The following is a 26,367-nucleotide window of genomic DNA, read 5'->3' as shown; positions in this document are numbered from 1 at the left end:
TAATGATCTGAAATAAGGCACTTTATGGTGAAATTTGTTTTACTTGTGACATAAAGCATTTTTATACCAAATTGGGCTTGAAATTATATGAATAAATACGCAAAAACTGTATTACTAGCACTGGCATGCTTCTTTCTATTTGTTGGTGTTAAAAGCTCGATGGAAACTAAGCCATATGCCGAGTTGACTGATTTGCAAACCTTTAACGGTGTGATCCATAAACTGCATTGTCCGTACAAAGGCGCAGCGGCATTATCTTTAAAAGAATCTGAATTAACTTTTAATTTAAGTGTTAATTTCCGCGCTGATTATTGTAGCGATAACACCTCCCAGCCATTACTTGGTAAAGACGTGCAGTTAATTGCTCGTCAAGCCAATGGTGATTTTTATCAAGTTTATGAAATGAAAACCGCTGGAAAATTCATTTTAACGCCAGAAGACATTGAAGCTGAGCAAGGTAGTTCAACCCTTGGTATGTTTTTCTTAGCCTTTCTAACTGTTGCTTTTGTTGTTTATAAAAGTCGTAAGAAGAAAGTTAGCTAACCACCTATCGTTAGTTATGAAAGGGCAGTGAACCTGCCCGCATATGCTCTCGCTTTCTCGAACATCCTATTTTTCTAAATTATTATACGTCGAAATACACTATGTTTATCGCTATATGGTAGTGAAATGGTTGCAGAGTAATAAAGTGCCATACCAAATAATAGTGATTTCAACTTAAACGACTAAAAAGCCAAGCTAACAATACTTTGTTGTGATCACATTGCGGGCTTAGCTGACGTTAGTAATTAATATTGTCACTAGCTTTTCTAATAAATGAATCATGTATATTAGTGAGAACTCTCAGTAATTACCTGACCTGTCTACAATAGATGTTTTTATTAATATAATAAGACTTTGAAATTAAATAACATTTAGTTGTTTCATTCAACAATCAAGTAGATGGGGATTACTGAGAAGTCCGCATAATAAGCTGTTAGAAAGGCGATCATTATACCCAGTACTAAACTAGTTTTATTCAGAATAGGCTTAATCCCAATTTACACTTTTTATTGGGGCTTTAACTGTTTCGATAAGTATTTCTGGTGCTTTATGCGCACACAGTTTTACAGCGTCCTCAAATCTAAAAGAATCAAAAAGATATAAAAAACCATATCTTTATAATTTGGCAACAGCTAACTTATTACAAGCAACAATATATTCAATAATTGCACTTATTTGTGTTTATTTTGCATCTAATGCTTTAAATCCAACAGATAATATTTACCATCAAATTGTAAATGTATTTTATGGTTTGGTTGTGGGAGCTTGCTATGACAGTAGCATTGTTAATTTTCATTATGGCTTGTTACAATGCTTTGAGGCTGTCGAAGAGCCTTTCTAGTAAGTCATTCAAGCAGGACGTTGAACAGTTGGCTAGGTTCCGCTTCGCTTCACATTTTAGCCGACAATTAAAAGCCTCCTAATGGGGCGTTATATTTTTCTGGAGTTTATGTGCAAGAACATGGTTCATTTGATATGAAAATAGTTGATCAAACATTAATTATTAAATGTTTTGACTCTTGGAATATTGAGACAGTTTTAAGGCTTTGTAAAGAGTACAAAGCGCTTGTACAAACAATAAATGATAAGCCATGGGGATGCTTAGTTGATATGACTCAATGGGAGTTATCTACACCAGAAATGTGGAATGAAATTGATAAGTTAAATCAATGGGGTAATAGTAACAACCAAAAATATGAAGCTGTGATTTGTAGTATGTCTATCCAAAAAATGTTGATGGAAGATAGCCATTCTGTTTTAACTAATGTCGAAACAAATTTTTGTGAAAATATAGATGAAGCATATAAATGGCTAAGTTGTTTTGGAGTGTTAAAAATATAAAATCCGAAAGGACAAAAAAAGCCCCGTAAAAACGGAGCTTTATCTTTTTGAATATTTGACAGGATTAGTCTATTAAATCCAGAGCTTCAAGTCTTTCTTTTGCTAGAGAGTATCTTATACGAACATCATCAATTTGCTCTTGAGTTAACTTTTTACCAAGGGTAAGAAGCCCTCCATCAGCATCGCTATGATGAATGCCAAATGCATACTTAAGATATTCCATAAGTAGCGGTTGAGCATCTAAGTACGATATAGAATTCATCGCCTGAGAAATTTTGTTTGCCTCAGCCCAATTACCATTATTAACATACTCTTGCATAGAAACACTCGCTTTTGGGAATATACAACCTACACCCGTAATTCCACCGCATGCCCCAGCAAGTCCAGCATGTACGGTTACCGTGTCAACACCTGCTAAGATTTTTAAATCTTTGTTCTCTAACATTAGCGTTTCAATAGTTGAAACATCTGTAGTCGATATTTTAAGTGCCGTTACTTCAGGGAGAGCAGCAAGTTTTCTAAGAATGTCTGTTGAAATAGCATGATACCCGGCTGCATCAGGGTTGTTATAAGGCATAATTGTTACGCCTGCCTCTTTTGCAGCTGTTGCAGAAAGTGCGTAGTATGCATACATTTCCTCATCAGAAGGAGTTGCTTTAGTTTTTGGTGGCATCACCATTACTGTGTCTACACCCACCGTTGCTAGTTCTTTAACTATTTTAGCAAGCTCTTCTTTCGTTTCTGCTGCCGCTCCGCTGATCAATGGAACATTGTATTCTTTAGCAACTTCGGAAAGAGATTTAAGTAAAGAAAGGCGCTGTTCAGAGCTTAGGTAACTATTCTCACCTAGCGTGCCTGAGCCGACAAGTCCACCCATTCGGCTTCCACCTTTCCCTTGAACTTTTAAAATGTCTGCAGCGTATTTTTTTGTTGCATCAAAATCAATTTCAACGGCGCCGGACTCTGACTCTTTTAGCCATGTAAACACGGCTGGCATAACCGTATATCGCCAGTCGTTACTAGTTTTTTCCATCATCTTACCTTTTGTTTAAAAATCACATTAAATAAATCATACCTTATTGTATACATTATACCAAACGTATTGTGTTAAATAAATCTTATCATTTGAACTGCCTCAGGCTGATTAGGGACGCGGGCTGAAAGGGTTTAAATTAACGCTCAATAAATTAGAGTGGGTGTTTTTGTTAATTCCCTGAGGGGTATGCATAAATTCAATTTACGACTTTAAGCAGCTGTTTGCTCAGCTCCATTAATAACATAGGTAACACACTAGCGACATAGTAAAAGTTCTTCAATTTTACGCTCTTAATGAAACTAACCGACTGATTGATACGTATGAGTGATTATGCTCACTTATACATAAGCTAATACATAAAGTAATGCATTAGAAAAGAGAAAGTAGAAAATAGAAGCTAGACAAAATGCAAACAAATAGATTGGAAGAAAACGAATTTAATTATTATGTTGAATGACCGCCTTGGTAGCAAGGTGGGAATAATAAAAGTGCTGAGTTTGGTGCTTCGTCACTCTTATTTGAAAGAGTGACGAATTATTGGTAGTGGTCGATGACTATACCAGCGCACTACTTGGCACATTAGTTGGGCTAATATGCTCAATTGGGTAGCAACCTAATACTTTAATAAAGTTGGTTTGTTCGGTAATTTGGCTGATAGCTTCTTGCAGCGCTAAGTTCTTCAAGTTAGCTTCTACGTCGATATAGAACATTTCTTCCCATGGGCGACCTTGAATTGGTCTTGATTCAAGTTTGCACATGTTAATGCCTTTATTCTTTAATACCAGTAAACACTCAACCAATGCACCTGGTTTTTGCCCAGTGGCAATAACGAGCGTTGTTTTTGCTGGAATTTGTTCTGCTACATCAACGGGTTTACGTGCTACTAAAATAAAGCGGCTATGGTTTTCACTTTGATTGGCAATTGACTTTTCTAGGGCATGTAATTGATATAAATTGCCGCCTTCTTCACTGCCGATAACGGCAACACTGTCGTCTTGTAATTCATAAGCTTGTGCCATGGCATCGGCCGTACTTTCACAGTATTCAATACGTATATCGCTTTGCTTATCAAGAAAGTTACTACATTGCGCAAAGGGCTGACCATGGGCGTAAATAGTTTTAATTTTACTAAGCTGAGTGTTTACCGCGGTAAGCAAACAATGCTCAATAGGCTGGGTGATTTCACCAACAATCGACAAGTTGGTGTGTTGCAGCACATCGTACACTTCATTAATACTGCCTGAGCTAGTATTTTCAATTGGCAACATGCCGTAATCAACGCTGCCTGATTCAACTTGTTGCATAATTTCAGCAAAACTTTGGCAACCACTTTCAATAATTTTTTCAGCACGACGAGAAAAATAACGGTGGCTGGCTAAATAACTATACGAGCCTTTATCACCCAGAAAAGCCACGCTGACGGTTGGCTCTTGAATATTTGGGTTAGCAAGCGTTTGCAAATAGGCTTGCTGATTTAATACTGAGTCTTCAATAATGGTTTGAAAAATACTGGTAACGTAATGCGCGTCAAGCCCGAGCTTTTTGCCGTTGGTGATTAAGCGTATAAGCAATTCTTGCTCACGTTGTTGGTCACGTACAGGGCGAATTTGATGTGCCTTACTTTTAGCAACGTTGAGAGTTAATGCGCGGCGCTCAGCAAATAAGGTAAGTAACTGCTGATCGAGCTGGGTAATTTTTTCACGTATTTTATTTAGATCTAATGCTTCGTTCACCGCGTTTTCCTACTATCGTTGTTATGAGTTGAGTCACTGCAATATTCACGTTTTAACTGAGTTATTAGTTATTTTATTTATTCGTTATTTTTACTAAACACGCTAAAACTAAAAAACCTCCGCTTGGAGGTTTTTATTAAATGCCAAAACCTAAAACGCGCTCAGAGTACTGAGAGAAAAAACACGTTAAAGAAAAAGTTAAGTTTTGTCGTTTGCATAGCTTTACTTTATCTACCCTCTGGCAATACTTCAACCGTTTCTTTATGCCTATTTGGCTGTTGATACAATAAAAGTCACTATAAGAGGGCAGTTAAGTTAATTTACGGTAAATCGAGCTACCTTAAGCTAGATACATTGGTAGATGATAGTAAATGAACTCACTATGCCTACCGCCCAAATTATTGAACGAATGGTGCCAATATTGATCAAATAAGCAATGTTATAAAGTACGCGAGCAATAACATGAGTAATGGCAAGTTGTTCAATCATTGAGCCAGTATTATTCGTTGCAATGGCAAGTAAAATTGCTGGCGCAAAAACCGCGAGTGATTCAAAAGCGTTTTGATGTGCAGCGAGTGCTCTAGCGCCAAAACCTGTTAGCTCTGCTTGCTGTGCGCGTGGGTGATTATTGTTGTAGCCGTTGAGCTTGTGCATAGCAATTGCCACGGGTACTTTCGCGATGAAAGGTAAAAGGGCGGCAATAAATAAACAAATAATTAAGGTAGTCATAATAATTCCTGTGTTAAATCTAATAGCTAAGTAAAGTTAAGGTATAAGCAACTGGACCCGGTAAGAAGCTAGATGCTTCGCCTTTAACCCAATTTTCGTGACCGACACCATAATATGGGCTCCAAGGATGCCCTGACTGGCTAGTTGGCATATGGAAAATTCCACGTTCTTCATGGCCTGGTGAAACCACCATACGCTGGGAGGCACCAAATGATTTTCCTTGAACTCTTGGCATGTAGCTGTCGCCTGCTAATTCAACTTCAGGCATATCTAACCAACGGCCGATAAGTGGCACTGCTCGACTTAAAGGATGCTGAATTTTACTAACATTTTGCTTGCCCCAAGTGGCATTGGCTAGTGATGAAGATTCGGTCATTTCAGCAAGTGTTTTTTCTAGGGTTTCTTCAAAAAGCGCTGTCCAACTGTCATGACCACGCCATAAGAAATTTTCAGGTTGTTGATTCACCAATTGCCATAATGGTATTTCTAGTTGATGACGTATGGTGTGAAAACTAAAGTCTTCGTCAAGTTTGGTCATATTTTCATTAAAAATATCGAACACTTGGTCTCTGACGTTTAAACGGAAGTTTCGCACTAGGCGATAGGCGACAGAATCTTTAGTTGCGGCTAAGTTATCGTAACTGATAATTGTTTTCACTTCTTGCCAGTCACTATGTTTTGCTAGCATTTCAGTGGTTAATACTTTCGATAGTAGAAATTCTTGCCAGCGCAGTAGAAAGTTAGCTTTATCGTCTAAAGCAATATCGAGAAGTGCTTGTTCATCGAAGCTACTCTTAGCGTTAAGATTTTGTTTTATTTGTGAAGAACGAGCACCTAATGCATAGCCACCGTTACCGACCTTAGCTAGCATGTCGTTGCCAATAACGCGTGAATTTGCTGTCCATAAACGGGAGTCATCAGGGTTCATTACTTTAGGGTAGTCAGCTGCAGTTAATAGTCCTTGCCATTGGTGTTCGCCATTAGCCCAAGAGGTTGGAACCTCACCAAAGACTTTATTGCGTTGAGGTATTGGCCCCATGATAGTCCAACCGATATTACCTTGGTTGTCGCCTACCATTAAGTTTTGTGCTGGCATACCGGCACGTGTGGCGATGGCAAATGCTTGTTCAACATTGGTGGCAGTTTCCAATTCAGTAATCGCCATATTTACCGCAGTGGTGTCATGGGCAACCCAACGATAGGCAAGTAAATCGCCTTGTGCGTTTTTACCAATAACAGGCCCCCAAATAGTATCTATTACTGTAATGTCAACGGCTTCTTGATCTTTAACTGCGATGATTTGTTTATTTTTTAGGAATGGCTGGTAGCCAATAGGAGTAAGATATTGGCTGTTATCCTCGTTAGTTTCTAAAACAATAACATCGCTCCAATCACCATAACTATTGGTGAAGCCCCAAGCAATATGACTATTGCTGCCAATAATTATATTAGGGGTGCCAGGTAATGTTGCTCCAGTTACTTTGACGAATTTTTTTTCTTTACTTTGATATTCAAAAGAGGCTCTAAACCAAGTGTTGGGTACGCGAATGCCTAAATGCATATCGTTCGCGACAATGGCACTACCTGTTGCGCTGATGTTACCGCCAACCGCCCAGTTATTTGAGCCAGGAAACTCTTCATTTTGTGCTGATTTATTTCGACTTAGGGTGACTGGGATTAATGTGTTTAAAGCGGTTTGCACAGTATTGTCTTGTATTAACATGGTTAATTCTTCGCTAGAAGCTGACGGCCATGGCGCTTTAGGTAATGGTGATGCTGGATATTGACTACCATCAATTGCGGCGTCCCAACGACTACCTTTAGGGTTAAGGAAATCATAAACTTCAGCGCTAAGCGTAGACTTTAATAACCCTAAAGTGCGTTCGCGTTTACCATCTTGATATTGTAAGTCGATATACATGCTCAACACCGACAAAATAGTATCTTCTTCTTGCCACTCAACGGGATCATGTTGAAGTAGCAAGTATTCAAAAGGCGGCGCTTTAAGATATTTTAAACCCTGATTAACGCCACGAGTATAGGCTTTAAGTAAGTCGAAATCCGCTTTAGGTAATTGCTTAACTATGGACATTGCACGTTCACGAAAACGATGGCGGCGTATATCACTGTCATAGTTTATTGCTACTTCACCAAATAAACTGGCCAATTCACCAGCTGAATTTCTGCGTAATAAATCCATTTGAAAAAAGCGTTCTTGAGCATGTACAAAACCTGTAGCGACGGCAACATCTAAGCGGTTTTTTGCTTTAATGGTTACAATGCCTTTTTTATCTCGCTCAACAGTTGCTGTAGCAGACAATCCAAATAGTGTTTTTTTACCTTCTAATTGTGGTAATGCACTGTCAATCTGGCTATATATCCATGTTGCTAGTGTTGCAATGATAAATAGCAGGATAAAAAACGTACCGATGAAGATATTTTTATAATGTTTCATTTGATGTGAGCAAGCTGGCAATTTCGGTAAGTTAGAGTACCTGAAAAATGGGCTAGTTTGAATCGAGAAGTGACATTAAATTATTAGCTTAAGTATTAATTTTTATTTACATTTACGCCATTGTGATTTGTATTTAGTCTTGCTAATTTTATTCAATACACGCTTATAGTTTGAGTTTTTATGTCAGTAATTAATGCTTGGGGTGTTAGCTTTAAGATGCTTTTTAGAAACTCAAATGTTTTGAACATACAAATAGCAAAAATGATGACAGTAATTTTTTGTAGATAATTGTTATTCTACTAAAGTGATTTAACTGTTAATTTGGCTATCAATTATGAAACTTATCTAAATGGTGTTATCAAAAACATGAGTGCATCAGGAAATTTTGCCATTATTGTGCTGGCGGCCGGTCAATCGTCACGATTAGGGAAAATGAAGCAGTTGCTACCCATTAACGGTAAAAGTTTAATTGAGGTGCAGCTCGCATTAGCTTTAAAAGTGACAAAGAATGTTTACTGCGTTTTAGGTTATCAAGCTGAGCAAGTTGCCTCTCGCATTGTTCACTTACCGATCACGACTATCATTAATAGCGATTGGGCAGGTGGAATGGCTTCGTCAATTGCTACAGGTATTCAAGCATTAACACCTGATATTGAGGCTGTGATGATCGTATTAGTTGATCAATGGCAGCTAACGGCTAATGATCTTATTCACCATCGAGATCATTGGCAGAGTCATAAAGATGCTATCATTGTTGCACAAGATAAAGTCAGCGCTGAATTAAAAGATAAAATTGGGCCGCCTGTTATATTTCCACATAACTACTTTACTGAATTAACTCTGTTAACTGGTAAGCAAGGCGCAAAGCCACTATTAGTTAAATATCGAAATGCCTTGTTAAAAATACCTTTAGTTAGTGCATTTATCGACGTAGATACACCAGAGCAATTAATAGCGATGAATGAAACGCTCAATTATAAGTCATAAATAATAAGTTAAGATCCTATAGGCAGAACTTACTTTGTCTATAGGGTTAAACCAAGAAGGAAGCGAAAGCATGATCACTTTAACCGTTAATGGTAAAGCCCATCAATTTAATGATGATGGTGAAATGCCATTACTATGGGCATTAAGAGATGTTTTAAAATATAGCGGCACCAAATATGGCTGTGGTAAGGGCTTATGTGGTGCATGTACCGTGCATGTTGATGGTCAGCCAATTCGTTCTTGTATAACACCTGTCTCAGCAATCGCTGAGCAGAAAATTACCACCATTGAAGGTTTGTCTGAGCAAGGAGAACATCCGGTTCAGCAAGCATGGCAAAGTTTAAATGTGCCGCAATGTGGTTATTGCCAATCAGGGCAGATAATGTCGGCCGTTGCATTACTTGATCGCAATGCTAAGCCAAATGATCAAGACATTGATTTAGCCATGAGTGGCAATATTTGTCGTTGTGGTACATATCAGCGCATTAAAAAAGCTATTCACCTAGCTGCAGATTTAGCCACTGAAGTGAAAGGGAGCTAAGCATGAAAAAAATTGAAAATGTTAGCCGTCGCGGCTTTTTAAAAAAACTTGGTATTAGCTCTACCGCTTTAGTTTTAGGTGTTCAATTACCTTCAATGTTAACGATTCCTAAAGCGCTAGCAGGTTCTCTTGCTACTGATAAATTTGCCCCGAATGTTTATGTGCAAATTGGTACTGACAATATCGTTAGCATTGTGGTGCATCGCTCTGAAATGGGCCAAGGCATTCGCACCAGTATCCCGATGATTGTTGCTGATGAGTTGGGTGCAGACTGGGAAAAAATAGATATTGTTCAAGGCTTAGGTGATAAAAAGTATGGTAGCCAAAATACCGACGGATCGCGTTCGGTAAGACGTTTTTATCAACCACTTAGAGAGGCTGGCGCTTCAGCACGTATGATGCTGCAACAAGCTGCTGCTAATCGATGGCACGTAGATGTAAGTGAAACCAAAGCAGATAACAACTTTATTATTCATGAGACATCAGGCCGACAATTATCATTTGGTAGCTTAGTACCAGCGGCGAGTAAAATGGCGTTACCTGAAGCTTCAGCGTTAATACTAAAAGCCAAGCAAGACTTTAAGTTTATTGGTAAATCAGATGTTGCCTTGGTTGACGGTGAAAAAATTGCCACTGGCGCAACAGTCTTCGGTTTTGATGTTGAATTAGATAATATGCAGTACGCGGTAATTGCCCGCCCGCCGGTATTAGCCGCGAAAGTAAAATCATTTAATGCTGACGCCGCAAAAGCTATTAACGGTGTTGTTGATATTGTGCAACTAGCTGATCTTGAAGAGCCTGCGGTATTTAAACCTTTAGGCGGTGTTGCTGTAATTGCAACCAATACATGGGCTGCCATTAAAGGTCGTGAAGCGTTAGACGTTCAGTGGCATGAAAGTGAGCATCAAGTTTATAACAGCGATACTTATAAGGAAGCATTAGCAAAAGGTTGTGATAATCCCGCGAAGGTATTACGCAGTAAAGGTGATGTAGCAAAAGCGCTATCAGATGCCAAACAAGTATTGAAGGCATCGTACTATGTGCCTGAATTGATTCATGTGCCGATGGAACCACCAGCGGCAACGGCACACTATCATGATGGAATTTTTGACATTTGGGCTTGTACTCAAACACCACAATCAGCGCAAGGTACTGTCGCGCAAATCACCGGGGTTGCTGCGGAAAACATTAATGTTAACGTAACTTTATTAGGTGGCGGTTTTGGCCGTAAATCTAAGCCAGACTTTGTCGTTGAAGCGGCAATACTATCGAAACAATTAAACGTTCCAATTAAAGTGTTGTGGACGCGTGAAGACGAGATTCGAAATGGTTATTACCATGCAGCAAGTTATCAAAAATTGGCGGCAGGTATTGATGAAAGGGGCCAGGTTAGTGCTTGGCAGCACCATGTGGCAGAGCCTCCCATTGGCGCTACGTTTAGTAAAGGAGCCGATTTAATTGGCTCTGAAGCTAGTTTAGGCTTAATCGATATGCCATATGATATCGCCAATGTCCGTTGTGCTATCGGTAAAGCGCCAGCTCATACCCGTATTGGTTGGATGCGCTCTGTAACAAATATTAACCATGCTTTTGCAGTTTGCTCGTTTGCTGACGAACTTGCTAATGCTAAACATCAAGACAGTAAAGCGCACTTATTAACATTAATTGGTAAAGACCGAAAAATTGATTTCTCAACAGAAAATGCAGAGTACAGTAATTATGGTGAAACTCTTGATAAGTTCCCTGTCGAAACTGCGCGTATGAAAGCTGTGATTGAAAAAGCCAGTGATATGGCAAAGTGGGGACGAAAGCTACCTAAAGGTCATGGGCTTGGTATTGCTATGCATCGAAGTTTCGTAAGTTATGTTGCTTGTGTTGTTGAAGTCTCTGAAAACAGTGATGGAAAAATAAAAGTACATGATGTTTGGATGGCGGTTGATTGTGGTTTAGCAGTAAATCCTGAAAGGATACGCTCACAAATGGAAGGTGCAGCAATCTTTGGCTTATCGCTAACATTTTTTAGTGAATTAACAGCAAATAATGGTGTTATTGAACAAAGTAATTTTGACGGCTACCAAATAGCTCGATACTCAGACGCACCAACAACGCATGTTGAAATAATTGCCAGTGATGCCGCTCCCGGTGGTGTTGGTGAGCCTGGTGTGCCGCCAATAGCACCGGCAATTTGTAATGCCATTTTCAATGCAACAGGTAAGCGCTACCGAGAGTTACCACTAAAACAATATGGCATTGTTTAGTAAATAGGTTCTGGTAGGTTCGGTTTGTCTTTAAAAAGCAGCAGTTTATGCTGCTTTTTACTTTCTGAATGAATGTGAAGGAACGATGAGTGCTGTAAATTTGTAAATGACCTGATAAAATAGCGCCATTATTGATATTGAGAGAAAATTGATGGCCTCATTACAAGACCAATTGCTAAAAGCTGGTTTAACCACCAAGCAAAAAGCACGACAAGCTAATAGTGATAAGCGTAAAACCAATAAGCAAAAACGTAGTGGTGTGGCAGTCGATGCTAGCTTACAAGAGCAAGTTAAAAAAGAACTTGAGCTAGCTAAGCAAGAAAAGCTTGTCCGAGATACTGCGCTAAATGACGAGAAAAAAGCAGCATTAGCAGCGAAAGAACAGCAATTAAGAGTTCGCCAAATTTTACAGCATCATCAAATTACCAATGTAAAAGGTGAAGCAGAATATAACTACACTTTTAACAGTAAAATTAAAAAATTATTTATTGATAATGTTACTCACAAAGCACTAGTTAATGGTCAATTAGCTTTATGTGGTATTGATGATAGAACTTATATTGTTACGGCAGAAACGGCTGAAAAAGTTGCTAGCTTAGATAAAGACGTTATTTTAGTGCAAAACACTAAGGTAGAAACAACTGATAGTGATGCTGATGATCCGTATGCAGACTTTCAAATTCCTGATGATTTAATGTGGTAAGCACTAAATTTATCTACCCTCTATTTTATTTACAAACAAGTGAGCAAAAGTTTTTATGTTTTTAATTCGTTGGCCTATAGGCCGTTTAATATTGTTATTGAATTTTGTTTTTTCACCACGCTCACCAAAGCGCAGCGCAGAAGTACAAAAAGAAGTTAATGCCAGCACTGCACATCTAAGTTTATATCAGTTACCAGCATGTCCATTTTGTGTGAAAACACGACGTGCTATGAAGCGTTTAGGCTTAAATGTTGAATTACGCAATATAAATCAACAAGAAAGCTACCGTGAAGAATTGATCCGTGAGGGAGGAAAAAGAACCGTGCCTTGCCTTAAAATTACTAATGAAGATCAGTCAGTTACTTGGATGTATGAGTCTGGCGATATTATTAATTATTTAGCGAAATTTTCCCGCTAAATTCAATTACTATTAAATTTGTTTTAATTAGCTGAGAATTTTTTTAGTGCTTTTGTGGTCTATTTATCGGTAGGTATTTAGGCCAATTAGAGGTAAAGATGTTAATTAAAACAAAGAAAAGTTCTCAATTATCTGAACAACAAGTGACAGATGAAAGTTTTTATCATTCCCGACGTGATGTTTTAAAACAGCTTGGCTATCTTGGTGCAGGTAGTTTGTTGGCTCAATCAGCATCAGCAAATGCTGGCGCTTTGGATTTTTTCAGTAGTAAAAAAGATGTATTGTTTCAACAACAAGCATTAAAATTTCAACAGGCTAGTGAGTCTAGCCAAATACTTACCCCTGAAGCTAAAGTTACCTCTCATAATAATTTTTACGAATTTGGCACTGGCAAAGGTGATCCGGTAGAGAATGCGCAAGGATTTAAAGTTGATCCTTGGCAATTAAAAATCTCTGGTGAAGTCGATAAACCGTTTACCTTGGGTTACGATGATCTATTCAAAAGCTTTCCACTTGAAGAGCGTATTTATCGTTTACGTTGTGTTGAAGCTTGGTCGATGGTAATCCCTTGGATCGGTTTTCCGTTAGCAGAGTTGATTAAAAGAGCGGCGCCGAATTCTAGAGCAAAATATGTCGCCTTTGAAACCTTATATGACCCTGAGCAAATGCCAGGGCAAGCAAGCCGCCGTATTGGTGGTGGGGTAAAATACCCTTACGTAGAAGGTTTACGTATTGATGAAGCAATGAATCCATTAACCTTAATGAGTGTTGGACTTTATGGCAAAACCTTACCAGCACAAAATGGCGCACCTATTCGGTTAGTTGTACCTTGGAAATATGGTTTTAAGAGTATAAAATCGATTGTTGGCATTAAACTGGTGGAGCATAAGCCGCCAACTACTTGGAATATGCTAGCCGCTAACGAATATGGTTTTTATGCCAATGTAAACCCAGACGTTGATCATCCGCGTTGGAGTCAAGCTAGCGAAAGACGTTTAACAACGGGCGGCTTACTTGCGCGTAACCGCATTGCGACCTTGCCATTTAATGGTTATGGCGAAGAAGTTGCCGATATGTACAAAAATATGGACTTGAGGAAAGATTACTAGTGAGCGTGACGACAGTGAATAACATTACTTTTAAACAAGTATTTTTAAATAACAGAGTACTGTTACTTAAAATCGCTATTCACTTGCTATCATTTTTGCCGTTACTAGCACTTTATGTGTTAGCGTTTAGTGACCAACTTGGTGCTGACCCTGTAAAAGAAGTGATTCATTTTACTGGTATTGGATCCTTTAATATCTTATTGATTTCCTTGGCTTTAACGCCGTTGGCTAAAAAATATCGCCAAGGTTACTTATTGCAAAGCAGACGGTTACTTGGTTTATATAGCTTTACCTATGCCATGTGTCATTTATTGAGTTTTCTAGCATTTGAAGTGCAATTTGATTTTGCTTTATTTGTAGATGAAATTATTGAAAGGCCTTACATTACCGTTGGTATGGTTGCGTTGCTGATACTATTTGCATTAGCACTGACTTCTGTTAATACGCTTAAACGTAAGATGAAGAAAAATTGGCAACGATTACATAATGGCGTTTATGGCGCAGTTTTGTTGATAGCTCTGCATTTTTTATGGTCAGTAAAGTCAGAAATTATTGAGCCAGGAATTTATGCCGTTATTACTTTGTTCTTAATAAGTTTACGACGCGATAAGATTAAGCGTTGGTTTAAGTAATTTATTTAGCAGGAATGGTGAAGCTTAGTCTTTGAAAACTAAAAAGCGAAAGTTGAATACTTTCGCTTTTTTAATGTTCATAAAATACGTTATTTTATGAACATAGGACAATAACTAATTTAACTCTGCCTTATAAAAGCTATTACTCGCTACGTTCAGTAACTTCAAGTAAGTGATAGCCAAACTGAGTTTTTACTGGACCTTGAACGGTATTCAATTCAGCAGAAAAAACCACTTCATCAAACTCTTGTACCATTTGACCACGTCCAAAAGAGCCTAATGCGCCGCCTTGCGCTTTCGATGGGCAATTTGAATGTTCTTTAGCTATTGCTGTAAACTCTTCTCCTGCCTCAATTTTTTGCTTTAATGTTAGACATTGCTCTTCGGTGTCTACCAGTATATGACGTGCTGATGCTGTTAACATTGTAATTCCTACATTAATCATTGTTATTTATATTACTGGACTGTAACGTATTTATTATAAAAAATAAAATAGTCAGGATGACAATTGATACGCTGCGGAGTATTAATAGCAAAATTGGACTGATCCTTTGTATAAATCATCTTCAATATATTCAAATAAAGTTCAAGTAGTCATATTAAAAACTGTTCGCGCTAGTAAAAATTAAAAATAATTTAATTATTTTCAAACTATTTTTTTGGCTGTCACTACCTTACTTATAATAGAGTGAAGATACTTAACCTCAACTCGGTTTAATGGATGTCTTAATCAATTGATAAGCAACACTTTTGATGAATTCTCTATTTCCAATGATGATAGTTAAGTGGGTATCAAGACGTTTATGTATCCGAATAGCGAGCTATTTGGTACATCAACAACGTAGATAGGCATTTAAATAGCTTTATTGGATGGCATTGCTTAAGCCGAGCTGAGGTTATTTAATAAAAACAAGGATAATGTGTGTTTGAACGAAGCGATGAAACGCTAGTAAAACAAGCGCTGAAAGGAAAGAAATCAGCCTGGATAACGCTAGTAAAGCGCTACGAAAAAAACTTATACAACTATACATTGCGTATGGTCAGTAATCCTGACGACGCCTTAGATTTGATGCAAGATGTGTTCATGGCAGTTTTTAGAAATTTGCCCTCATTTCGTGGTGATAGTCCGTTTAAGGGCTGGATGTTTAAAATAGCCCATTACCGTTGTATAGAGTTTTATCGCCGGAAGAAACCGACACAATCGCTTGATGATATTCCAGAGCAGGAAGAGCAAACCAGCGAAGCTTGCCCTGAAATGCAAATGTTCAATGGTCAGCAGGCGAATATACTCAATAGTGCTATGCAGCTGTTGCCAGTGAATCAAAAGTTAGTGGTTGAATTAAAGTTTTTCCAACATTGCACATTTGACGATATAGCCCAGCAGTTAGGAGTTTCAGTCAATACGGTTAAGTCGCGGTTGTATAGTGCATTGGATAAATTAAAAGGTCATTTGGAGTTAGAACATGTCAAATAATAAAGCGTTAGAGCAAGAGCAGGCATTTGCTAATTGGCTTGATGGCAAGTCAGATGATGCCGAGTTAAATGATAAGTTAAACGATGAAATGAATAAAGAATTAAATGCTGACTCAAGTTGGCAAAAACGAAAAGATACCGCTCACTTCATCGAGCATCAAATAGCAATGTCGAGCGAAGTCGATGTGCCAACGTGGGATCGTGCTAGTGCTTTTAAAAGCGATAAAGTCCCGTTTTGGCAGTGGCGTGGTTTGCCTGCAATGTCTATGGCATTTTCAATGTTTGCGATGGCATTAGTGCTATTTAAAGTTGAATTAATTATGCAGGACGATGGCATTCTATTGAGCTTTGCAGGCAGTAATGCGCAGCAGCAAGATAAAAAAATTGCCAAGCTGGTTGATGAAAAACTACAAGGTTTTGCGCAAGAGCAACAAGTTGTTTTAGCAAACTATGCCGCCGATATTAAAGTGCAGCAACAAGACAGTAATTTACAGCTAGCAAGTTATATTATTGGCGCCTCTCGACAAGAGCGAGAAGAAGATATTAGTGATTTTATTCAATATATTAATGCGCAACGAAAAGATGATGCACTAGATCAAAAAATCAAATATCAACAGCTTGAACAAGCGATTAAATATAATAAAACTTACCAACGCGACAACACTAACAGCTTTGGCTTGAATCAAGATGGAACAAAAATCACACCGGTTAATTGGACTTCTGAGGAGTAAAATATGAACAAATTTACGTTATTTTCATCGGCAATGGTTATACCTTGTTTATTAGTTACCGGCGCAGGGTTTGCCGCTGAACAGAACAATCAACAATATCATGATATGCATAAGCAACTGTCTATTATGAGTGATATTATAAAATCGTCAGTTTCAGATCAAACAACAGGTCAGCGCTCGAAAATTAATAGTATTCAAAGTACCTATTTACGCGGTCAAGGAATCGTTTTTACCATTAATTCTGCGGCTAATAATCGTCAATGGGGCAGTTATAATTTTAACTTCACCATGCCAGAAATGCCTGTTGCCCCAATAGCACCTTCGGTTAACGATAATTTTGAAGAAAACTTTAATGTAGATATTAATGAAACGGTAACACATGCGCTAGAGACTGCTGCTAATGGCTATGAGAGAGCGATGGAAATTTTTGAACATGGTCGAGAGAGAAATCGTGAGTTAAGAGAGGAACAACGTAACTTAGCATACCGCCTAAAAGATGTTGAGCGTGAAAAAAGAGATTTAACTTATCAGCTTGCTAGAGCCAATGATGAGCGTAAAGAAGAGTTAAATGTTGAATTGAGTAAGCTTAGCGAACAAGCAGAAAAGTTACAGGCGAGTAAACGAAAAATAGCACAAAAAAGTAGTAAGGTGGTTGCGGAGCAGAAAGCCCAGCAAGCAGAGCAAGCAAAAGAGCGAGTGAGTTATTATCAAAAGCTAACGGCAAACCTGACTGAAACATTGTGCTTATATGGTAATGGTTTAAAAGCACTACCAAAGGATGAGCATGTTAGTATTATTTTCAAATCGGCTGGTGATAAATCCGCAGGCCGATATAAAGATAGTATTCTTGTTTTTAGTAAAAAAGATATTGCCCGTTGCTCAGCAGATAGTATTGATTCAGCAGCACTGATAAAAAAAGCTGAAGTTTATCAATTTTAAAGTCATATGACATGGAGTTAATATGATGCTGATGTGCGTGTTATGTTAAATATGAACAAAGCACGCCCGTTATGTAGGTCGGCCTATTTTCAAAATTGATGACATGATGATTGGTGGTAAGCAGTAGTTTTTTGATAGTCATCATTTAATTTATTCGGTTATTTTTGTTAATCAAAAACGACTAGTATAAATTGTTATAATTTATAAAGTTAAGCTCTTAACCATCGAGACATCGCTAAAGGTTGTTGTTGCGGATCACAATAATCACACATATCAAAATAGCGCAGTAATGGAAAACCAAAAGCAGCGCTTGAAGTAAACGCTTTAATATATATTATGAGCAACATTTTGCGTTAAGTTTACATTTGCATTTAACCGTATTGAATACAACGAAGAGAGTTTGATCAAAGTTTGGGGGTAAAAGGTTTACATACAGTAAAAAGAAAGCTGAATTTAAATCAAGACGCAGCATATTGCCGCCAGACTTATTTCAACAAAATAGTGAAATGGCATTTTGACAAGATACAATAGCCAATATCGTTGCAGCGAAGAATAACAATAAACTCTAATTAATAAAACCAACGATACTTTAGAAAAGCCAGCACGGCATGAAGCAGTCAAGGAATAGATCAATATTATGAAAAACCATACGTTCAATGCAATGACAGCAGCCATTTATTTTTAAGTTTACAAAAAAAATCCATTAGCATCGGCTTGATAAAATAGTTATGCATCATTAATATCGGTTCTCACCTTGCCCAATCAACAATGGTCGCTACTTAATGAGGGGGCATAGTTCTTATTGTTAATTTTGAATAAAGTACTTTCTTGGTAACCGCTGGTTAACTTTTTAATTAGAATAGCTACACGGTAAGGCTCTAAGGTTACTCTAGGCAAAGATTTTAATAATTATTGTAATTGACCTAATAATGAAAAGTGCCACAAACTGTCCCGCATCATACCGCCGGACGCCGAAATGCCCTGGGTACCGTCAATGGTAAGCAATTTACGTTCTTTGCCCCAACGTGACTGGCCGTATTCAAATAAGTAAACGCCGTTATTTTTAAAGACTTTTATCGTGCGGCTGCCGGTGTTTAGCACATGAAGTCTGTCTTGTGCATCTATGGTTAAACTTGTGGCACCGTTTAATTGATCCGCCAAATCAATGCCAAATTCGCCGACAGTCCCAAGAATGTCTCCTTGCGCACTTATCCAGCTCACCTGTTGTTCACCTACGGCTAAGATAAAGATATTGCCCATGGTGTCCAGGGCAAAATCTTTTAGTGAAGACATCGACTCGGGTAAAGTGATAGCGCCGGTCTCTACACCGTTTTGATCGTATATACGGATCGCTGGCTCGGTTTCAAACCAGACATATATCGTGCTCTGGTATTGGCGGGCAATACGCATATTCAACGGGAACTGCACTGTCTGGCCGCCGGGGGCGATCACTTGTTTAAGTGGTGCCTTAATACCAAGTTTACGGATATTTACTGCAGACAAGCGTGTTTTTCCAGCGGATTTTTTGGCTGCTTTTTTAGTAAATAAGTCTCCCGCAATTTCGGACTTAGCATAACTGCTCATAGGTATAGCCAGGGTACTGGCAATTGCAGAGCCGGAAATTATAAACTTACGACGATCCATGGGGATTATTTTTTGTGTTAATTTTAGGTAAATGCATAGTTTCATAGACAAGTTATATTCACAAGTAATATGCAATAATAACTTGTCTTTAGTGTTATATTCACGAATCAAACTTATTGAATGTTTTAGGTTTTTAATGTCTATTGAGAATTCTACCAATGTTACTTTTTCTCGTTTACCCGGGGAGTTTGATGTTGTCGCCTTAAAGCGGGAACTTTCCTTTTTGTCAGCCTCTGGCTGGGTCGAACATGTTAATAAGCGAGACTATCAGGGGGGCTGGGATGTGCTGCCTCTGCGCTGTCCTCGTCAATTTTTCGACAAACATGTTATCTTACAAAGTTTTGCCATCGAAGCCGATAGTGACTGGGCTAACTTACCTGTGGTTCAACAATGTCCGGAAATTAGTAAGGTACTGGATTATTTTCAATGCCCGCTCAAGGCAGTGCGTTTAATGCGGTTAAATCCCGGGGCTTATATACAGCCCCACAGAGATAAAGGTTTATCGATGCAGTATGGTGAAGCCCGTCTTCACTTGCCTATTTGCGGGACAGAGGAAATAGAGTTTTTAGTGGACGGAAAAGCAGTCGTGATGCAGGCTGGGCAATTATGGTATCTCAATGCCGATATGGAACACTCTGTGCGTAATCATGGTACAAAACCGAGAATTAACCTGGTGATTGATTGCCAGGTTAATCATTGGTTTAAATCGCAGTTTTTTTTACCTAAAAACTAATTCCAGGAACCTTTTCACCGGCTGAAATAAAGACCTTATCCGGAACGAGTTGTTGATAACCGAGAGCATGTGCAAGCTTGATGATATCGCGATGGTGAAAAACCTCTTCAACAGTAAAGTTTGCTTGTGGGATATTGCCATAGTTATCTACCTTGGTATGCATACCGACAAGCCGCTCATCGTCATACTGATTAGGGGGATCTGTGATATTAAGAAAGTGAGCAAGCTTATTTAGTGCATCCGGGGTAAATAAGTGTTCATAACTTAACTGTAGCCAGTGTTTTTCTTGCCAATGTTCCCGGTACGCCAGCGCCTGCAACTGGACTTCGCCCCAATAATAAAGATTTTTTTCAAAAGGTGATAATTGCTGCCAGTTTTGCTGGTAGTACGTTAATTTCGCTTCCGGTGCAAAGGGGCTAAACAGCTCTTTGACTGGGAGGTGAGGCAACCAAGGTGGTACAAAGGCATTGAGTTTTAGTAAGGAAATGGCGGTATTCGCCGGATGTCGGATCAGGTGGATCACTTTTACCGGCACTTTGAGTTTTTCTTTAAACCATTGTATATGACGCCAGCAGGGAAAACCTGTTTCGATATAGTTTTCCCCCCGGGATAATATACCTTGAATATCATTGAGGTGTTTTTCTATCTGTACCTTATTATTGAGCAAAGGAGTGGAAGGTGAATTTCTTAAAGGGTCATATAGATTGCCTAAGGGTTCATGTTTTACCACTGTAGGATTTGCTTGTTGTGCCGATAAATGGGCCAAATATCGGGTGAGCCATTGGCTGCCACAGCGTCCGGTAGAAATAATAAAACAGGCGTAGTTTTTCATTAGTTAACCTTATTATTGCTTTAATTATTGTTGTAGCATAATGACTTAAGCTTTATCGGGTAGTTTTTAACGCAATAGTTTACGGATGTAAATATTTCGGCTATCTTTGTTTTAATAAAATTATTTCAAGAGTTTATCAATGCTTAATTAAGCTGTTGTTGATAACACTTGGTTGTTGAAATAACCAGATGCCAGTTAACATTGATACTCCCAAAGCAGTAAAGCCCATTTTGCTGTGAAAAATATAACATTAAAAAAAGGGAATAATATGGACACTTACAATTATGAGCAATTATTAACGCTTATCGGTGATCGGGTTCAGGTATCCGATGAGCAAGGTAACAGCGTTGAACTTACCATCTCCGAAGTGATTCAAGGCCGTCAACACGGACATGAATGGGAGGCATTTTCGGTGATCTATACCAGCGAAGAAGCCATGGATATTTCTCAAGGTACTTATAGCTTCGATCATCAAGGCTTTGATAATCAAAAGTTATTTCTTTCCCCTAACAGTAATACTGAATTCGAAACCGTAATCAGCCGTGCCCGGGACGAGCAGAAGGCGTCACCCGCTGAGCAACCGGCATAAAATTATAATCCGGGTGTCCACTGCATCAGTAAATAAATATCATTTGTCTTGCTTTTAAGCTCGAATCCCAGTTTCTGGTAGAGTTTTTTGGCGGGATTATTGTGCTCAACATGAATAGTAACCGATTTGTCGCAGGCTTTAGCCTGAGCAAAGACTTGCTTAAAAAGGTAACTGCCTAGTCCCTGCTTTTGGTATTCAGGGATAAGGGCGATATCAACAATACGGATTTCTTTACTCCAGTGATCGACAAATAAGCGGCCAACGGCTTTGCCGTCCAGCTCGATAATGTCAAAGGCCTCACTGTTGTAATGTTGTAGGTAGTGTTGATATTGGGCGTTAAATTGATGACCGATAAAAACCTGTTTTTCCTGGGTGGAAAAATTAGTCATTGCCAACTCAGCTTCGCGGGTTGATGCATATAGGGCCAGCATAAAAGGCAGGTCATCAGCTGTATGTTTTCTCAGTGAAACTTTGTCGCGCCAGTATTCATCTTGCATAACGGTAAGCAAATCTGTTGGTAACCTGTTGGGGTCATTGTGGAATTTTCCATAATCAATGTAAAGAGGGAAGGAGAAAATTATGTCAGAACCTTTTATCAGTGAAATACGCATGTTTAGCTTTAATTTCGCGCCGCGAAACTGGGCTTTTTGTGATGGACAAATGTTGCCGATAAATCAAAATCAAACCTTGTATTCATTGCTTGGCACAACTTTTGGTGGTGACGGACGCAGCAGTTTTGCGTTACCGGATCTGCGCGGGCGGGTGCCGGTTCATGCTATTACCAGTGAAATCGGCTTGTCGATGGGATTGCGAAGCGGAGAGGAAAAAGTGGTACTCAATGATGCGGCAATGGCGGCTCATACCCATCAGGTAAACGGTAGCCCGGGAAATGGTAATACTAAGACATTTGAAGGCAGTGTTTTTGCTGCTGGCTATGACGCCAGGGCAACCAAAGGAGGGCCGCTTGATATGTACGCAGCGGGCACCAATCTGGTGACATTACATCCCGGCAGTGTTTCCAATAGTGGCAATACACAAGGGCATAACAATGTGCAACCTTCTCTGGTGGTTAATTTTTGTATTGCCACCTCTGGATTGTTCCCATCGAGAAATTAATAAGGAGAAACAATTATGAGTGATCCATTTTTAGGTGAAATCCGGATGTTTGCCGGTACATTCGCGCCACGAAACTGGGCTTTTTGTGATGGTCAGTTGATGCCTGTGGCGAGTTTAGATGCTTTATTTTCTCTGGTGGGGACTACTTATGGTGGTGATGGCCGCAGCAGCTTTGGTTTACCGGATATGCGTGGCCGACTGCCAATGCATCAGGGAGCGGGGCCCGGGTTGACAACCCGAAAAATCGGTGAAAGCTTTGGTCAGGAAAGAGTAACACTGACCTTAGCCCAGATGCCACAACATAATCATTTGATACAGGCGAGTACCTCGATTGCCGATTCAAGTCCTTTAGACGGAAGAGTGCTGGCATCACAAAGTGATGGTGATATGCCTTATATAAATTCGCCAGATAGTGCCAATGTTCAGGAGATGGACTCACAAACGGTATCAAAGTCCGGTGGTGGCCAAAGTCATGGCAATATGATGCCTTATACCTGTTTGAATTTCATTATTGCCTTGCAAGGCACTTATCCAAGTCGAAATTAAGGAGTATTATTATGTCAGAACCTTTTATCGCAGAAGTAAGAATGTGGGCCTGTTCGTATGCTCCGCGCAACTGGGCATTTTGTAATGGTGCATTATTACCCATATCTCAAAATACTGCATTATTTTCTCTGGTGGGGACTACTTATGGTGGTGATGGTCGAATGACACTTGCTTTGCCAAATCTAAATGATCGGGTACCTATGCATCCAGGTACTGGTCCGGGATTAACCAATAGAAGATTAGGGGAAAGAAGTGGTTTTATCTCTATTCCCCTGAATGAAAATGAGTTGCCCGAGCATGATCATGTTATTAAGGGGGCTTCACAAAAAGGCGATGCACAAACGCCTGGTAATACCGCCTATATGGGACAGGACAGTGAAAGTCGGGCGGAAGTGATTAACTATTTATCATCTAGCGGAGGGTCTGACAGTACACTCTCTCCGCAAATGTTAAAGTCAAGTGGTGGCAATCAGCACCATAATAATATACAACCTATGCTCGGGGTGAATTTTTGTATTGCTCTGACAGGCCTCTACCCATCAAGAAATTAGTGCGGATTTCTTTTTCGGAATAAGTCATATAAACTAACCGGGCCTGATTTTCAGGGTCGGTTTTTTTTATTTCACTTATAAAGAGAGTAAGTATTGTCCCTGTTTCCTGGTATTTTTTTTTATTGCTGTCGAGGTTTTTTTTTTCCTCTGTATATCCTGTTATTTTCTTTCACCGCTCAAGCTCAAACGATCACCTTTGATAATTTTTCCCGTCCTGTTACCTTGATCAAAGAACAAGGGTTTTATCGCCTCAAGGGGGGAGAACACAAGGTCACTCTTACTAATCGGTTAATTATTAAAACCGATAAAGCCATCAGCAAACAACAGCTTGCACGTTATCACCAACAAATTTCCCGGGTAAGTGAGTTATTTACCGCAGAGCACAGCCGTTATTATCTCGCTGAGATTAAAGATGAGGCGTTACTGGGTGAAGTGTTGTCGCTGTTACGGGGTAAAGTCAGTATTGAGTTGGTGCAGCCGGATATTTTGCAGTTAAAAACACATGCCGGGCACAATGAAATAGCACCAGCGTCAGAGCAATTCATTGCTGAAGCTAAAGCTAAAGCTAAAAATAAAAGTAATGCTTATATCTCTTTGTTTGGTATTGATACTTTATGGCAACAAAGTAAAGGCGCGGGAGTGAAGTTGGCCATTATTGATGATGGCTTTGCACTTAAACATCCAGACTTACAAGCAACTAAGGTGATTTTCTCTTATGATGTAACCCGCAGGCAATTGAGTGTGGCTCCGAGATCTGCTTTGGACAGTCACGGCACTAAAGTTGCCGGTATTATTTTTGCAGAACATAATAATATTGGAATTATGGGGATCGCGCCCGAGGCTGAACTTATTGCTATTCGTCAGCCGGATAGCTGGAGTTCAAATACCTTGCTCAGTTTTCAGCTGGCAAGACTTGCCGGGGCAGATATTATTAATTGCAGCTGGCATTCGAACTGGTTGTTGCAGCCGGTGGCGGAGATTACTGACGACCTGACGAACTATGGACGAAACGGTAAAGGTATTGCGGTAATTTTTTCCGCCGGTAACCAGGGAAAAGCAATTCAACCTCTGAGTAATGAAGCGACGATTGCATCGGCAATTGTTGTTGGAGCGGCGGATCAAAATGGCCAGCGCATGGCATATAGCAATCACGGTGAAACTGTTGATATTTTAAGCTATGGTAAAAATAGTAAAACTACGTTAATATCTCGTAAATACGGACGATTTTCAGGGACTTCTCTGGCTGCGGCAATAACTTCAGGGCTATCTGCCTTATTGTTATCCATACAGCCAGAAATAACAACGGAACAGTTATTACAACAATTAACATTGCTTACCGCAACCGGTGACAGTCAAAATGGAATGGCAGCAGAAAAAGCTGGCAAAAAAAAGTAATAATGGAGCAACAAAAAAATACCACCCCGAATAAAGCCGAGCAAGATCTGTCTTCCTTATACAAGGAGCTGGATTTTGACTGTGAATATAGTGATAACCTGCCCGCGATTTTAAAAGAGTTAAATATATCTCTCGCTTTTACCTCTTATCAGGCGGGGCGATTAATGCTGGTAAGAAGTGATGGCGAGTCACTGGATGTTAATTTTAAAAGCTTCCCCCGTCCCATGGGACTGACTGCCAGTGAAGAGGGGATTACTCTTGGGATCTTTACCCAGATCATTAACTTTCAGCGTGAAGATGGACTGTTGGCACAAATCAAACAGCCGCTGCAAAATATTGAAGATGACATTACCGCGCCGCGTATTAAAGCGAAAGAAAATAGCGATAAAGACAGTCAAGCTATTCAAGGCGGGATTAAATCGGCACAAGAGCAACTTGATGATTTAGCATTAACAGCTGAGCAGCAAGAGAAACTGAAACAACAGCAAGCCGAATTTACTGCCTATCAGGAAAAATTAAACGCACCTCTTGATGAAAGAGTGGATGCCTGTTTTATTACTCGCTCTGCCCATTATTCTGGCATGATCAATATTCATGATATCGACTGGGGAGATGAAGGTTTATGGGCGGTGAATTCCAGCTTCTCCTGTTTATGCACCCTAGAGCCCGATTTTAGTTTTGTGCCCCGCTGGAAGCCACACTTTATTTCTGAACTGGTACCCGAGGATCGCTGTCATTTAAACGGCATGACCTTAAAAAACGGCAAACCCGCTTACGTCACCACCTTTTCTAAATTTGATATCCCGGGAAAATGGCGCAAAGGTACCAAATTTGACGGCACTCTGATGGATGTTGCGAAAAATGAAATTGTTGTAGACGGTTTGGCGATGCCTCATTCACCCCGCTGGTATAATGACAGGGTATATTTTTGCAATTCCGGTTATGGCCAGGTGTGTAGCTATCATCCCGAAACCAAAGTAACAGAAACCCTGTTTGAAGTACCGGGTTTTACCCGTGGTATGGATTTTTATGGACCGATCATGTTTGTTGGTTTGTCGAAGTTACGGGCTGGAGATGTCAGTAAGCCGGCACCATTAACGGAAAAACACCAGCAAACCCACTCGGGGATTTGGCTATTTAATCTTGATGCCAATGGTGATCAACAAGAAATTGGTCATATTAAGTTTACCGGTAATGTTGATCAGATTTACGATGTTGCGGTGATCCCTGGCAGCAGTTTTCCTGAATTAATAGAGCCCTCTCACCCGAGAATGAGAAACCATTTTTGTCACCCTGAATTACAAGCCTTAGCAAGTGGAAGTAACGATTAATG

The 26,367-nt window shown here is 39.5% G+C and carries 26 protein-coding genes and 1 pseudogene; 19 read left to right on the top strand and 8 right to left on the bottom strand.

The features are described 5' to 3' along the window. Positions 1 to 87: 87 nt before the first annotated feature. Complete coding sequence (locus B7C41_RS07640; RefSeq protein ID WP_085298200.1) at positions 88 to 543, top strand: hypothetical protein; 456 nt, start codon at positions 88 to 90, stop codon at positions 541 to 543. Between the two features lie 951 nt (positions 544 to 1,494). Next, positions 1,495 to 1,884: a hypothetical protein gene (locus B7C41_RS07630; RefSeq protein ID WP_085298198.1), complete on the top strand. Its 390-nt coding sequence runs from the start codon at positions 1,495 to 1,497 to the stop codon at positions 1,882 to 1,884. A 64-nt stretch (positions 1,885 to 1,948) separates the two neighbouring features. On the opposite strand, the gene B7C41_RS07625 is transcribed toward B7C41_RS07630, so the two are convergent. From B7C41_RS07625 to B7C41_RS07610, 4 genes and pseudogenes are all read right to left on the bottom strand, one after another. After that, complete coding sequence (locus B7C41_RS07625; RefSeq protein ID WP_085298197.1) at positions 1,949 to 2,917, bottom strand: dihydrodipicolinate synthase family protein; 969 nt, start codon at positions 2,915 to 2,917, stop codon at positions 1,949 to 1,951. Positions 2,918 to 3,522: 605 nt separating this feature from the next. Beyond that, positions 3,523 to 4,653: pseudogene (gene pheA, locus B7C41_RS07620) on the bottom strand (prephenate dehydratase); the annotation flags it as partial. Positions 4,654 to 4,998: 345 nt separating this feature from the next. After that, entirely contained in the window at positions 4,999 to 5,382 is a 384-nt protein-coding gene (locus B7C41_RS07615) for an MAPEG family protein (RefSeq protein WP_085298195.1), read from the bottom strand. 19 nt (positions 5,383 to 5,401) lie between these two features. Then, the gene (locus tag B7C41_RS07610) at positions 5,402 to 7,837 is read right to left on the bottom strand and encodes a penicillin acylase family protein (protein ID WP_085298194.1); all 2,436 of its coding nucleotides are present in this window, start codon (positions 7,835 to 7,837) and stop codon (positions 5,402 to 5,404) included. Between the two features lie 366 nt (positions 7,838 to 8,203). On the opposite strand from B7C41_RS07610, the gene B7C41_RS07605 reads away from it, so the two are divergent. From B7C41_RS07605 to msrQ, 7 genes are all read left to right on the top strand, one after another. Next, positions 8,204 to 8,824: a nucleotidyltransferase family protein gene (locus B7C41_RS07605; RefSeq protein WP_085298193.1), complete on the top strand. Its 621-nt coding sequence runs from the start codon at positions 8,204 to 8,206 to the stop codon at positions 8,822 to 8,824. 70 nt (positions 8,825 to 8,894) lie between these two features. Further along, on the top strand, positions 8,895 to 9,365 hold the full coding sequence (locus B7C41_RS07600; RefSeq protein ID WP_085298192.1) for a (2Fe-2S)-binding protein: 471 nt from the start codon (positions 8,895 to 8,897) through the stop codon (positions 9,363 to 9,365). 2 nt (positions 9,366 to 9,367) lie between these two features. After that, positions 9,368 to 11,623: a xanthine dehydrogenase family protein molybdopterin-binding subunit gene (locus B7C41_RS07595; RefSeq protein WP_085298191.1), complete on the top strand. Its 2,256-nt coding sequence runs from the start codon at positions 9,368 to 9,370 to the stop codon at positions 11,621 to 11,623. 151 nt (positions 11,624 to 11,774) lie between these two features. After that, positions 11,775 to 12,326: a DUF2058 domain-containing protein gene (locus B7C41_RS07590; RefSeq protein WP_085298190.1), complete on the top strand. Its 552-nt coding sequence runs from the start codon at positions 11,775 to 11,777 to the stop codon at positions 12,324 to 12,326. A gap of 55 nt (positions 12,327 to 12,381) precedes the next feature. Further along, positions 12,382 to 12,744 carry a glutaredoxin family protein gene (locus B7C41_RS07585; RefSeq protein ID WP_085298189.1) on the top strand — a complete coding sequence of 121 codons (363 nt, stop codon included), beginning with the start codon at positions 12,382 to 12,384 and terminating at the stop codon, positions 12,742 to 12,744. 98 nt (positions 12,745 to 12,842) lie between these two features. Beyond that, positions 12,843 to 13,853 (top strand): protein-methionine-sulfoxide reductase catalytic subunit MsrP, encoded by a 1,011-nt coding sequence (gene msrP, locus B7C41_RS07580; protein ID WP_085298188.1) that lies wholly within the window; start codon positions 12,843 to 12,845, stop codon positions 13,851 to 13,853. Then, entirely contained in the window at positions 13,853 to 14,485 is a 633-nt protein-coding gene (gene msrQ, locus B7C41_RS07575; RefSeq protein ID WP_328590772.1) for a protein-methionine-sulfoxide reductase heme-binding subunit MsrQ, read from the top strand. Before msrP ends, msrQ begins: the two co-directional genes overlap by 1 nt. 142 nt (positions 14,486 to 14,627) lie before the next feature. Here msrQ and B7C41_RS07570 read toward each other — a convergent pair whose 3' ends face one another. Further along, complete coding sequence (locus B7C41_RS07570; RefSeq protein ID WP_085298187.1) at positions 14,628 to 14,909, bottom strand: peptidylprolyl isomerase; 282 nt, start codon at positions 14,907 to 14,909, stop codon at positions 14,628 to 14,630. A gap of 498 nt (positions 14,910 to 15,407) precedes the next feature. Between B7C41_RS07570 and B7C41_RS07565 the strand changes: the two genes are divergently transcribed. The 3 genes from B7C41_RS07565 to B7C41_RS07555 are packed head-to-tail and all read left to right on the top strand — an operon-like array spanning position 15,408 to position 17,628. After that, positions 15,408 to 15,959, top strand: a complete 552-nt coding sequence (locus tag B7C41_RS07565; protein WP_085298186.1) for an RNA polymerase sigma factor — start codon at positions 15,408 to 15,410, stop codon at positions 15,957 to 15,959. Further along, positions 15,949 to 16,689, top strand: a complete 741-nt coding sequence (locus tag B7C41_RS07560) for a hypothetical protein (RefSeq protein WP_085298185.1) — start codon at positions 15,949 to 15,951, stop codon at positions 16,687 to 16,689. The genes B7C41_RS07565 and B7C41_RS07560 overlap by 11 nt, the downstream gene beginning before the upstream one ends. Before the next feature lie 3 nt (positions 16,690 to 16,692). After that, the gene (locus B7C41_RS07555) at positions 16,693 to 17,628 is read left to right on the top strand and encodes a hypothetical protein (RefSeq protein WP_085298184.1); all 936 of its coding nucleotides are present in this window, start codon (positions 16,693 to 16,695) and stop codon (positions 17,626 to 17,628) included. 909 nt (positions 17,629 to 18,537) lie between these two features. On the opposite strand, the gene B7C41_RS07545 is transcribed toward B7C41_RS07555, so the two are convergent. Next, a complete protein-coding gene (locus B7C41_RS07545) occupies positions 18,538 to 19,272 on the bottom strand; it encodes an NHL repeat-containing protein (RefSeq protein WP_143764325.1) in 735 nt (244 codons plus the stop codon). Between the two features lie 136 nt (positions 19,273 to 19,408). Here B7C41_RS07545 and B7C41_RS07540 point away from each other — a divergent pair, with 136 nt between their 5' ends. Continuing rightward, a complete protein-coding gene (locus tag B7C41_RS07540; protein WP_085298182.1) occupies positions 19,409 to 20,005 on the top strand; it encodes an aspartyl/asparaginyl beta-hydroxylase domain-containing protein in 597 nt (198 codons plus the stop codon). Here the strand turns inward: B7C41_RS07540 and B7C41_RS07535 are convergent. After that, positions 19,995 to 20,837 (bottom strand): sulfotransferase domain-containing protein, encoded by an 843-nt coding sequence (locus tag B7C41_RS07535; RefSeq protein ID WP_085298181.1) that lies wholly within the window; start codon positions 20,835 to 20,837, stop codon positions 19,995 to 19,997. The genes B7C41_RS07540 and B7C41_RS07535 overlap by 11 nt on opposite strands. A gap of 268 nt (positions 20,838 to 21,105) precedes the next feature. Between B7C41_RS07535 and B7C41_RS07530 the strand changes: the two genes are divergently transcribed. After that, positions 21,106 to 21,426 carry a DUF6916 family protein gene (locus B7C41_RS07530; RefSeq protein ID WP_085298180.1) on the top strand — a complete coding sequence of 107 codons (321 nt, stop codon included), beginning with the start codon at positions 21,106 to 21,108 and terminating at the stop codon, positions 21,424 to 21,426. 2 nt (positions 21,427 to 21,428) lie between these two features. Here B7C41_RS07530 and B7C41_RS07525 read toward each other — a convergent pair whose 3' ends face one another. Beyond that, positions 21,429 to 22,037 carry a GNAT family N-acetyltransferase gene (locus B7C41_RS07525; RefSeq protein ID WP_235839643.1) on the bottom strand — a complete coding sequence of 203 codons (609 nt, stop codon included), beginning with the start codon at positions 22,035 to 22,037 and terminating at the stop codon, positions 21,429 to 21,431. Here B7C41_RS07525 and B7C41_RS07520 point away from each other — a divergent pair. The 5 genes from B7C41_RS07520 to B7C41_RS07500 all read left to right on the top strand — a co-directional run bounded on the left by B7C41_RS07520 (position 22,006) and on the right by B7C41_RS07500 (position 26,365). Next, positions 22,006 to 22,542: a phage tail protein gene (locus B7C41_RS07520; protein ID WP_085298178.1), complete on the top strand. Its 537-nt coding sequence runs from the start codon at positions 22,006 to 22,008 to the stop codon at positions 22,540 to 22,542. The genes B7C41_RS07525 and B7C41_RS07520 overlap by 32 nt on opposite strands. Before the next feature lie 45 nt (positions 22,543 to 22,587). Beyond that, on the top strand, positions 22,588 to 23,088 hold the full coding sequence (locus B7C41_RS07515) for a phage tail protein (protein ID WP_235839642.1): 501 nt from the start codon (positions 22,588 to 22,590) through the stop codon (positions 23,086 to 23,088). 41 nt (positions 23,089 to 23,129) lie between these two features. Further along, positions 23,130 to 23,639 carry a phage tail protein gene (locus tag B7C41_RS07510; protein WP_235839641.1) on the top strand — a complete coding sequence of 170 codons (510 nt, stop codon included), beginning with the start codon at positions 23,130 to 23,132 and terminating at the stop codon, positions 23,637 to 23,639. 93 nt (positions 23,640 to 23,732) lie between these two features. Beyond that, positions 23,733 to 25,034: a S8 family peptidase gene (locus B7C41_RS07505; protein WP_085298175.1), complete on the top strand. Its 1,302-nt coding sequence runs from the start codon at positions 23,733 to 23,735 to the stop codon at positions 25,032 to 25,034. Positions 25,035 to 25,036: 2 nt separating this feature from the next. Beyond that, positions 25,037 to 26,365, top strand: coding sequence for a TIGR03032 family protein (locus tag B7C41_RS07500; RefSeq protein WP_085298174.1), 1,329 nt, complete (start codon positions 25,037 to 25,039; stop codon positions 26,363 to 26,365). Positions 26,366 to 26,367 lie beyond the last annotated feature (2 nt).

The sequence above is a fragment of the Cognaticolwellia mytili genome, from assembly GCF_002104475.1.
Classification (GTDB): domain Bacteria; phylum Pseudomonadota; class Gammaproteobacteria; order Enterobacterales; family Alteromonadaceae; genus Cognaticolwellia; species Cognaticolwellia mytili.
Note: the sequence above shows the minus strand (reverse complement) of the source record. Positions and strands in the feature narration are given on the sequence as shown.

What these genes read in the sequence shown, in the direction of transcription:
- B7C41_RS07640 (WP_085298200.1), top strand. Translation starts at nt 88, where the DNA reads ATGAATAAATACGCAAAAACTGTATTACTAGCACTGGCATGCTTCTTT.
- B7C41_RS07625 (WP_085298197.1), bottom strand. Translation starts at nt 2,917, where the DNA reads ATGGAAAAAACTAGTAACGACTGGCGATATACGGTTATGCCAGCCGTG.
- B7C41_RS07615 (WP_085298195.1), bottom strand. Translation starts at nt 5,382, where the DNA reads ATGACTACCTTAATTATTTGTTTATTTATTGCCGCCCTTTTACCTTTC.
- B7C41_RS07610 (WP_085298194.1), bottom strand. Translation starts at nt 7,837, where the DNA reads ATGAAACATTATAAAAATATCTTCATCGGTACGTTTTTTATCCTGCTA.
- B7C41_RS07605 (WP_085298193.1), top strand. Translation starts at nt 8,204, where the DNA reads ATGAGTGCATCAGGAAATTTTGCCATTATTGTGCTGGCGGCCGGTCAA.
- B7C41_RS07600 (WP_085298192.1), top strand. Translation starts at nt 8,895, where the DNA reads ATGATCACTTTAACCGTTAATGGTAAAGCCCATCAATTTAATGATGAT.
- B7C41_RS07595 (WP_085298191.1), top strand. Translation starts at nt 9,368, where the DNA reads ATGAAAAAAATTGAAAATGTTAGCCGTCGCGGCTTTTTAAAAAAACTT.
- B7C41_RS07590 (WP_085298190.1), top strand. Translation starts at nt 11,775, where the DNA reads ATGGCCTCATTACAAGACCAATTGCTAAAAGCTGGTTTAACCACCAAG.
- B7C41_RS07585 (WP_085298189.1), top strand. Translation starts at nt 12,382, where the DNA reads ATGTTTTTAATTCGTTGGCCTATAGGCCGTTTAATATTGTTATTGAAT.
- msrP (WP_085298188.1), top strand. Translation starts at nt 12,843, where the DNA reads ATGTTAATTAAAACAAAGAAAAGTTCTCAATTATCTGAACAACAAGTG.
- B7C41_RS07570 (WP_085298187.1), bottom strand. Translation starts at nt 14,909, where the DNA reads ATGTTAACAGCATCAGCACGTCATATACTGGTAGACACCGAAGAGCAA.
- B7C41_RS07560 (WP_085298185.1), top strand. Translation starts at nt 15,949, where the DNA reads ATGTCAAATAATAAAGCGTTAGAGCAAGAGCAGGCATTTGCTAATTGG.
- B7C41_RS07555 (WP_085298184.1), top strand. Translation starts at nt 16,693, where the DNA reads ATGAACAAATTTACGTTATTTTCATCGGCAATGGTTATACCTTGTTTA.
- B7C41_RS07545 (WP_143764325.1), bottom strand. Translation starts at nt 19,272, where the DNA reads ATGGATCGTCGTAAGTTTATAATTTCCGGCTCTGCAATTGCCAGTACC.
- B7C41_RS07540 (WP_085298182.1), top strand. Translation starts at nt 19,409, where the DNA reads ATGTCTATTGAGAATTCTACCAATGTTACTTTTTCTCGTTTACCCGGG.
- B7C41_RS07535 (WP_085298181.1), bottom strand. Translation starts at nt 20,837, where the DNA reads ATGAAAAACTACGCCTGTTTTATTATTTCTACCGGACGCTGTGGCAGC.
- B7C41_RS07530 (WP_085298180.1), top strand. Translation starts at nt 21,106, where the DNA reads ATGGACACTTACAATTATGAGCAATTATTAACGCTTATCGGTGATCGG.
- B7C41_RS07520 (WP_085298178.1), top strand. Translation starts at nt 22,006, where the DNA reads ATGTCAGAACCTTTTATCAGTGAAATACGCATGTTTAGCTTTAATTTC.
- B7C41_RS07525 (WP_235839643.1), bottom strand. Translation starts at nt 22,037, where the DNA reads ATGCGTATTTCACTGATAAAAGGTTCTGACATAATTTTCTCCTTCCCT.
- B7C41_RS07515 (WP_235839642.1), top strand. Translation starts at nt 22,588, where the DNA reads ATGTTTGCCGGTACATTCGCGCCACGAAACTGGGCTTTTTGTGATGGT.
- B7C41_RS07510 (WP_235839641.1), top strand. Translation starts at nt 23,130, where the DNA reads ATGTGGGCCTGTTCGTATGCTCCGCGCAACTGGGCATTTTGTAATGGT.
- B7C41_RS07500 (WP_085298174.1), top strand. Translation starts at nt 25,037, where the DNA reads ATGGAGCAACAAAAAAATACCACCCCGAATAAAGCCGAGCAAGATCTG.